This window comes from Segeticoccus sp. (assembly GCF_035708005.1).
The window spans coordinates 1-8,292 of record NZ_DASSTI010000071.1; the positions used below are offsets into that span (position 1 = coordinate 1).

At 72.5% G+C, this 8,292-nt stretch carries 6 protein-coding genes and 1 pseudogene; all 7 read left to right on the forward strand.

The annotated features are described in order from the left end of the window. Nucleotides 1-1,807 (forward strand): acetate--CoA ligase (locus VFL99_RS07790; protein WP_325105772.1); only part of this gene is annotated, 1,807 nt, incomplete at its 5' end. 84 nt (nt 1,808-1,891) lie between these two features. Further along, nucleotides 1,892-2,182 (forward strand): hypothetical protein, encoded by a 291-nt coding sequence (locus tag VFL99_RS07795; RefSeq protein WP_325105773.1) that lies wholly within the window; start codon nt 1,892-1,894, stop codon nt 2,180-2,182. Next, a complete protein-coding gene (locus VFL99_RS07800; protein ID WP_325105774.1) occupies nt 2,179-3,369 on the forward strand; it encodes a hypothetical protein in 1,191 nt (396 codons plus the stop codon). Before VFL99_RS07795 ends, VFL99_RS07800 begins: the two co-directional genes overlap by 4 nt. A gap of 13 nt (nt 3,370-3,382) precedes the next feature. Further along, a complete protein-coding gene (locus VFL99_RS07805) occupies nt 3,383-4,237 on the forward strand; it encodes a hypothetical protein (RefSeq protein ID WP_325105775.1) in 855 nt (284 codons plus the stop codon). Further along, nucleotides 4,234-5,439, forward strand: a pseudogene (gene dxr, locus VFL99_RS07810) (1-deoxy-D-xylulose-5-phosphate reductoisomerase); the annotation flags it as partial. The gene VFL99_RS07805 and the pseudogene dxr, both read left to right, overlap by 4 nt. Before the next feature lie 83 nt (nt 5,440-5,522). Continuing rightward, complete coding sequence (locus VFL99_RS07815) at nt 5,523-6,878, forward strand: M50 family metallopeptidase (RefSeq protein WP_325105776.1); 1,356 nt, start codon at nt 5,523-5,525, stop codon at nt 6,876-6,878. Nucleotides 6,879-6,948: 70 nt separating this feature from the next. Continuing rightward, entirely contained in the window at nt 6,949-8,118 is a 1,170-nt protein-coding gene (ispG, locus tag VFL99_RS07820; protein ID WP_325105777.1) for a flavodoxin-dependent (E)-4-hydroxy-3-methylbut-2-enyl-diphosphate synthase, read from the forward strand. Nucleotides 8,119-8,292: the final 174 nt, after the last annotated feature.

The following is an 8,292-nucleotide window of genomic DNA, read 5'->3' on the forward strand; positions in this document are numbered from 1 at the left end:
GTTCACCAAGGTCGAGAACACCTCGTTCGAGTTCGGCAAGGTGTCGATCAAATGGTTCGAGGACGGCGTGCTCAACGCGGCTTATAACTGCATCGATCGGCATCTGGAAAAACGCGGCGACCAGACCGCGATCATCTGGGAAGGCGACGATCCCTCGCAGTCGAAGCACATCACCTATCGCCAATTGCACGACGAAGTCTGCAAGATGGCCAACATCCTCAGACTGCGCAATGTCAAGAAAGGCGATCGCGTCACCATCTACCTGCCGATGATTCCGGAAGCTGCCTACGCAATCCTCGCTTGCGCACGGATCGGCGCGATCCACTCGGTGGTGTTCGGCGGCTTCGCCCCGGCCGAGCTGTCCGCCCGGATCGAGGACGCCAAGCCCAAGGTGGTCGTCTCGGCGTCCTGCGGGATCGAACGCACCCGGGTGGTGCCCTACAAGCCGATGCTCGATGAGGCGATCGAGCGCTCGGCGCACAAGCCGGAGTACTGCGTCATCCTGCAGCGGCCCGAGGAGCGGGCGCCGATGGGCGAGCGCGACCTGGACTGGGCTCAGCTGATCCACCCGGACGCGGTCGCCCCGGCCGGGTGCGTGCCGGTGGAGGCCACCGACCCGCTCTACATCCTCTACACCTCCGGCACGACGGGCCGCCCGAAGGGCATCGTCCGCGACCACGGTGGCCACGCCGTGGCGCTGCGGTGGTCGATGACCAACGTCTTCGGCATGCAGCCCGGCGACGTGTGGTTCACCGCCAGCGACGTCGGCTGGGTCGTGGGGCACTCCTACATCGTCTACGCGCCACTGCTCACCGGCTGCACCACGGTGCTCTACGAGGGCAAGCCGGTCGGGACGCCGGACGCCAGCGCGTTCTGGCGGATCGTCGAACAGCACGGCGTGGCGGGGATGTTCACCGCGCCGACGGCCATCCGGGCGGTGAAGAAGGAGGACGTCGACGGGACGCTCATGAAGGAGCGCGACCTGTCTACGCTGCGCACCCTCTTCCTCGCTGGTGAGCGGCTGGACCCGGACACCTACCAGTGGGCGGTGGAGCGACTCGGCATACCGGTCATCGACAACTGGTGGCAGACCGAGACGGGCTGGCCGGTCGCCGCCGACCCGATGGGCCTGGAACCGCTGCCGGTCAAGCCGGGCTCGGCCACCGTGCCCGTCCCCGGGTATGACGTGCAGGTCCTGGACGAGCGCGGCACGCCGGTCCCTGCGGGGACCGAGGGCGCCATCTGCCTCAAGCTGCCGATGCCGCCGGGCACCCTGCCGACGCTGTGGGGGGACGACGAACGCTACGTGGCGTCCTACCTGTCCGCGCACGAGGGCTACTACCTCACCGGCGACGGCGGCTACCTCGACGAGGACGGCTACCTGTTCGTCATGGGCCGCACCGACGACGTGCTCAACGTCGCCGGGCACCGGCTGTCCACGGGCTCGATCGAGGCCGCGCTCGCCGGTCACCCCTCGGTCGCCGAGTGTGCGGTCATCGGAGTCCGGGACGAGCTCAAGGGCCAGGTGCCCCGGGCCCTGGTGGTGCTCAAGGCCGGGGTCGACGTGTCGGCGCCGGCCGACCTCGACCGGCTGCGCGAGGAGCTGGTCCAGCGCGTGCGCGACGAGGTCGGGGCGGTGGCGGCGCTGCGCCGGGTCGACGTCGTGCCCGGCCTGCCGAAGACCCGGTCGGGCAAGATCCTGCGGCGCACGATGCGGCAGATCGCCGACGGCGGGCAGCCGGCCGTGCCGAGCACCATCGAGGACCCGGCCGTGCTCGAGGGCCTCGGGCCGGTCCTGCGCTCCTGAGCCGCCGCAACATCGGCCCTGTGGACAACCTCGGGAGGGGCGCGTCCGACGGCTAGGTTCGCCCCTGAGAGGGAAGGGGGAACCATGAGTCGACTGTCCGTCGACCCCGCCGCGATGGCCTCGGAAGCCCGTGCCGTGGCGGAGGTTGCCGTCGAGCTGGAGACCGCGCGCGCTGCGGTGGTGACTGCCTTGGGGCAGGTTGCGGCGGCCGGCGGGGGCTCCGCGGTGGGCGTGGCCGCCGGGGAGGCAGCCCGCCGTTGGCAGGCGGCGCTCGCGGGCCTGTCCGGGTCCACGGGCGACCTCGGCGCCGGCGTGCGCCGGGCCGCCGGGTGCTACGCCGAGGTGGAGCGTGCCAACACGGGCGGGTCCCGGTGAGCCGCCTGATCGCCGGCTCGCCGGACGCCCTGCTCGTCGCGGCGCGGGTCCTCGAGGGTCAGGGCGGTGGCCTGCGCCACCGGGCGCGGCGGCTCGGTGGGGCCGCGCACGTGTCCGGCTGGGAGGGAGCGGCCTCGCTCAGCTACGCGACCCGCGCCCGGCAGGTGCAGCGCAGCCTGGTCGGGGAGGCCGAGCAGCTGGCCGTGCTGGCCCGGTCCACCGCGTCGTATGCCGAGCGCCTCCGGTCCGCGCAGCGGCAGGCCGACCTGCTGCAGCGCCGGCAGGAGCGGGCACGCGCCGAGCTGCACCGGCTGGACGCGACACCCTGCCGGCGGGGCGTCGACCCCGCGCACGAGGCGCGCCGCGCCTCCCTGGGCCAGGAGGTGGGCGTCCTGCAGGCGCGGCTCGACACGCTGGCCGACTCCGCGCAGCTGGATGCCCAGACCTTCGCCCGGGTGCTCGCGTTCGACCCGACCGCGCTGCTGCCCGGCTGGGCCCTCGGGGCACTCGCGCTCAAGGGCGCGGTCCTCGACGGCCGCAAGCTGATCCCGCGCAGCAGGCTGGTCGGCGCCATGGCACGGGACGTCGCGCGGGCCAAGTGGGTGCTCACCGGCGGCAACGTCACGGAGTGGCTGGCCCACCTCGAGAAGGCCGACCGCGCCGTTGAGCAACTGCGCCACGGCCGGGGCGAGCCGGGGTGGGCCGTCCGCCACCTGCCCGCACGGGCGGCAGGGCTGCTGGAGGGCAGCCAGCGCGTCGCGGGTCGGGCCTTCCTGCCGCTGACCGTCAAGGACGGTGTCGCCGACGTGGTGACCGGAGGCGGCTACCAGGACTGGCGCGAGCCGGCCACGCGGGTCATGGGTGGGGTGGGTGCCGCGTCGGCGCTCACCCTGCTCGTCGCCAGCGGTGGCACCGTGGCCGTGGTCGCCGGTGCGGGCCTGCTCGCCTACTCGGCGTGGAAGCTGGGCAACGCGGCGTGGGACCACCGGCACGAGATCGCTGAGTTCGGCCGCGGCGTCAAGCAGCTGGCGCAGCGAGGCTTCCGGGTGCAGCAACGGCTGGCCTCCCGGGCCGGCAGCTGGGCGGTGCGGCGGGCCGCCGACACCGTGCGCGAGGCCGGGCACGACCTCGGCCGGGCGCTGCGGACCGTCCACCTGCCGCGACCGCCCTGGCCGTCCTTCCCATGACGGACGGCGGCTGATGCCCATGCCCACCGTCTCCGGAGCGGTCCGGCCGCTGTTCGCCCTCACGGACGAGGAGCTGGCCGTGCTCGCCGGCGCCGACCAGGGTCCGGTCGCGATGCCGCACCTGGAGGCGCTGGGAGGTGAGGCACGCCGCGTCGCCGTGCACACGGCATACCGCTGCATGCTCGCCTCCGGGCTGGTCAGCCTGCCGACGCGCCCGCGGGCGAGGCCCGCCGCGACCGGTCAGCAGCCGGGTGGGGAGGACGTGGTCGCCGGCGACGACCTCGCGGAGCGGTCCTTCCCGGTGGAGCTCCCGGCCGAGCTCGACGCCGTGCTCGTGCTGCGGGAGGGCGCGCCGGTGCTGCTGTCGGTGCAGCGACAGCTCGCGGGCGAGCAGGTGCTGCGGTACGTGCACCTGGTGGAGGAGGTGGCGCTCGTCGAGGACGTCCTGGCCACCGGGCTGCACCGCTTCGGGCGGGTGCCGCGGGAGGAGCTGGCCTGCTGCCTGCAGCAGTTCCTCGTGCCGGACGACGCGGTCATCGGCAGCGGGACACTGACCGTGGACCTCGACACCGTGGACCTCAAGCAGGCGGACCTCAAGCAGGCGGACCCACGCGCGGAGGTCGGGGAGGCGCAGCAGCTGCTCGCGCGGGCCACGGTCAACGCCGACGCCCTCGTCCGGCACGACGCCGAGACCGGGCCCGGGGAGCTGCTCGGGATGTTCCTCGGGCCGGAGGGCAGCTGGGCCACGAGCAACCGCTTCGGCGCGGGTGGCCCGCTCGCCTTCGAGCCGCTCGACCCCACCTCGGTCGGGGCGCGACTCGTCGCACTCGTGTCGCAAGCCGAACAGTGCGTGACAATGAGGCCGTGACTACTCGACGCGACCTCGTCCTGCTCGGTTCGACCGGGTCGATCGGCACCCAGGCGATCGACGTCGTCCGCCGCAACCCCGACCGGTTCCGGGTGCGCGCCCTCAGCGCCGGCGGGGGCAACCTGGAGCTGCTGGGCCGGCAGGCGGTCGCGCTGGACGTGGAGCGCGTCGGGGTGGCCCGCGGGTCCGTCGAGGAGGTGCGCGCGGCGCTGGACGTGGCGGCGAGCGAGTCCGGCCGGTCCGGCTACACCCCTGAGGTGGTCGTCGGTCCCGACGCCAGCACCGAGCTCGCCGCCGGCCCGGCCGACGTGGTGCTCAACGGCATCACCGGCTCGATCGGGCTGAAGCCCACCCTGGCGGCCCTGGAGGCCGGCACCACCCTGGCGCTTGCGAACAAGGAGTCGCTGACCGTCGGCGGTCCGCTGGTCAAGGCCGCCGCCAAGCCGGACCAGATCGTGCCGGTCGACAGCGAGCACAGCGCGCTGGCCCAGTGCCTGCGGGGCGGCACGCCCGACGAGGTGGCCCGGCTGGTGGTCACCGCCAGCGGGGGGCCGTTCCGCGGCCGCACCCGCGAGCAGCTGCTCGACGTCACGCCGGCCCAGGCGCTCGCCCACCCGACCTGGGACATGGGGCGGATGGTCACCACCAACTCCGCCACCCTGGTCAACAAGGGTCTGGAGGTGATCGAGGCGCACCTGCTGTTCGACCTGCCCTTCGACCGCATCGAGGTCGTCGTGCACCCGCAGTCGGTGATCCACTCGATGGTGGAGTTCCGCGACGGCGCCACCCTGGCGCAGGCCTCGCCGCCGGACATGCGGCTGCCGATCGCCCTCGGGTTGGCCTGGCCGGAGCGGGTCCCGGGCGCGGCACGAGCCTGCGACTGGACGCAGGCGAGCGCCTGGGAGTTCTTCCCGCTGGATGACGAGGCGTTCCCGGCCGTGGCCCTCGCCCGCCGCGTGGGGGAGCAGGGCGCCACCTTCCCGGCCGTGTTCAACGCGGCCAACGAGGTGTGTGTCGACGCCTTCCACGACGGCCGGATCCGGTTCGTCGACATCGTCGACACGGTGGCACAGGTGGTCGACCAGGCCGAGGACGACGCCGACGGGGCTCCCGGGGTGAACGATCCCGACGGGTTGGACGTTGACACGGTGCTGCGGGCCGACGCCTGGGCGCGTGCTCGGGCGGCGCAGCTGCTCGGACTGCCACCGACCGGATCGATCGGCGCTCCTGCGACGTCGCCGCTGACGGGTGCGGGCGCCCGGGGAAGTGAGGCACTGGACCGGTGATGTACCTCGCGGGAGTCCTCGTGCTGGCCGTCGGTGTCGGCCTGTCGATTGCACTGCACGAGCTGGGGCACCTCGTGCCGGCGAAGCTGTTCGGCGTCAAGGTGACGCAGTACATGATCGGTTTCGGCCCGACCCTGTGGTCGCGCCGGTTCGGCGAGACCGAGTACGGCGTCAAGGCGATCCCGCTCGGCGGCTACTGCCGCATGATCGGCATGCTGCCGCCGCGTCCGCACGACCGGCCCGGCCAGCTGCGCGGCTCCACGACCGGGCGGGTGAGCCAGCTCACCGAGCAGGCGCGTGCGGAGTCGATGCACGAGATCCAGCCCGGTGACGAGGACCGGGTCTTCTACAAGCTGGCGTCGTGGAAGAAGCTCGTCGTGATGACCGGCGGGATCACCACCAACCTCCTGATCGCCGTGCTGCTGCTCGGGGGGATCGCCACGCTCTACGGGCTGCCGAAGGTCACCGCGGCCAAGGTCGTCGGCGTCACCGCCTGCGTCCCGGCCACCTCCCAGGTCACCAAGCTGCCCTCCGGCGGCTCCGCCGGTCCCGACTGCGCCGGCCTGCCGCCGTCGCCGGCCAAGCAGGCGGGTCTGCATCGCGGGGACCGGCTGGTGTCGGTGGCCGGCACGAAGATCACCACCCCCGACGACGCGACCCGCGCCATCCGCGCGCACGGCGGCCAGCGGATCCCGGTCGTCGTCGAGCGGCACGGCCAGCGGCTCACGCTGCACCTCACGCCCACCCCGGCGCTGCGTCCGGTGGTCAACGCCCAGGGCAACCCTGTGACCGGTTCCGACGGCAAGCCGCTGATGAAGAAGGTCGGGGTCGTCGGGACCGTGATCGGCGCCGAGGGTGCGGTGGTGCGCCAGCCGATCTCGAAGGTCCCCGAGTTCGTCGGGTCGGCGCTGGGGCAGACCTTCGCCATCTTCGGGAAGATCCCGCAGAAGATGGTGGGGGTCTGGAACGCCGCCTTCGATCACCAGCCCCGCAGCGTCAACAGCCCGATCTCCGTGGTGGGGGCCGGCCGGCTCGCCGGTGACCTCGCCGGCACCGCCGGCGTCTCGCTGACCGCGAAGTTCGTCTCGCTGCTCGGCCTCATCGCCTCGCTGAACATCGCGCTGTTCGTCTTCAACCTCATCCCCCTGCTGCCGATGGACGGCGGTCACGCCGCCGGCGCCGTCTGGGAGGCACTGCAGCGGGCCTTCGCCCGGGTCACCGGGCGTCGCGACCCCGGTTACGTCGACGTCGCCAAGGGCCTGCCGATCGCCTACGGCGTCACGACGGTGCTCATCGTCATGTCCGCGCTGCTCATCTACGCCGACATCGTCAACCCGGTCCAGCTCGGCGGCTGAGCGGCGGCGCGAGGCTCGGGACGGGGACGGTGAGCCTGCATGTCGGGAGCCGAATGAGATACTCGTGGGTATGACGGTTCAGCTCGGTATGCCGGCAAGCCCACCTCCGGTCCTCGCGCCCCGGCGCCCCTCGCGCAAGATCCGGGTGGGCAAGGTGGAGGTCGGCGGTGACGCGCCGGTCTCCGTGCAGTCGATGTGCACCACGCCGACGACCGACATCAACGCCACCCTGCAGCAGATCGCCGAGCTCACCGCGGCCGGCTGCGACATCGTGCGCGTCGCCTGCCCGAGCGCCGACGACGCCGAGGCCCTGCCGGAGATCGCCAAGCACTCCCAGATCCCGGTCATCGCCGACATCCACTTCCAACCGAAGTACGTCTTCGCGGCAATCGAGGCCGGCTGCGCCGGTGTCCGGGTCAACCCGGGCAACATCCGCAAGTTCGACGACCAGGTCAAGGAGATCGCCCAGGCCGCCAAGGACCACGGCGTCTCGCTGCGCATCGGCGTCAACGCCGGCTCCCTCGACAAGCGGCTCCTGGCGAAGTACGGCAAGCCCACCGCCGAGGCCCTCGTGGAGTCCGCCGTCTGGGAGGCCAGCCTGTTCGAGGAGCACGACTTCCACGACTTCAAGATCTCGGTCAAGCACAACGACCCGGTTGTGATGGTGCGTGCCTACGAGATGCTCGCCGAGCGGGGTGACTGGCCGCTGCACCTCGGCGTCACCGAGGCCGGCCCGGCCTTCCAGGGCACGATCAAGTCGGCCACCGCCTTCGGCGCGCTGCTCTCGCGCGGCATCGGCGACACCATCCGGGTCTCCCTGTCGGCGCCGCCGGTCGAGGAGGTCAAGGTCGGCATCCAGATCCTGCAGTCCCTCAACCTGCGGCCGCGCAAGCTCGAGATCGTGTCCTGCCCGTCCTGCGGCCGGGCGCAGGTCGACGTCTACAAGCTCGCCGACGAGGTCACCGCCGGGCTCGACGGCATGGAGGTCCCGCTGCGCGTGGCGGTCATGGGCTGCGTCGTCAACGGGCCCGGCGAGGCGCGCGAGGCCGACCTCGGCGTGGCCTCCGGCAACGGCAAGGGGCAGATCTTCGTCAAGGGCGAGGTCATCAAGACCGTCCCCGAGTCCGAGATCGTCGAGACGCTCATCGAGGAGGCGATGCGTATCGCCGAGGAGATGGACGCGCCCGTCGGCGCCTCTGACACCGGTGGTCCAGGGGGCCCGACCGTCACGGTCGGCTAGTTCCGCACGTCCGCACCGACGGGCTCACCCGATGGTGATGAGCACGACGGCGACCGTGCAGACCACCAGGCCGAACTGCTGCAGGCGGCGCCACCGCTCGTGCAGCAGCACCCGCGCGAGCAGCACGGTCACGCCGGGGTAGAGCGAGGTGAGCACCGCGACGACCGCGAGCTC